This window comes from Rhizobium ecuadorense, from assembly GCF_001187535.1.
GTDB lineage: Bacteria > Pseudomonadota > Alphaproteobacteria > Rhizobiales > Rhizobiaceae > Rhizobium > Rhizobium ecuadorense.
Genome location: NZ_LFIO01001331.1, coordinates 1 through 222, shown reverse-complemented (window position 1 = coordinate 222; position 222 = coordinate 1). Strand labels below are relative to the sequence as shown.

Sequence of the window (222 nt, the reverse complement as noted above, 5' to 3'; positions counted from 1 at the left end):
AAGCGATAGATATCCTCGACCAGAGCAAGCGTCTTGATGTTATCGCCCGGCGATGTCTCCATCGCCACCTTTCCATCGAGGCTGTCGAGGAAATGCGCAATGGTCGCGTCATAGGAACCCTGGTAGGTCTCGTCGGGATCGAAGTTCTCCCGGCACTGCCGCGCACCCTCAGCCGAGAGCAGATTGCCATTAAGTTCGAGCGTGCCGCGTGTTCCGAAGATG

Annotated in this window: 1 pseudogene; it reads right to left on the bottom strand. The window is 57.7% G+C overall.

Annotation, left to right across the window (positions count from 1 at the left end):
• Window positions 1-222: pseudogene (locus tag AF337_RS28895) on the bottom strand (Gfo/Idh/MocA family protein); the annotation flags it as partial.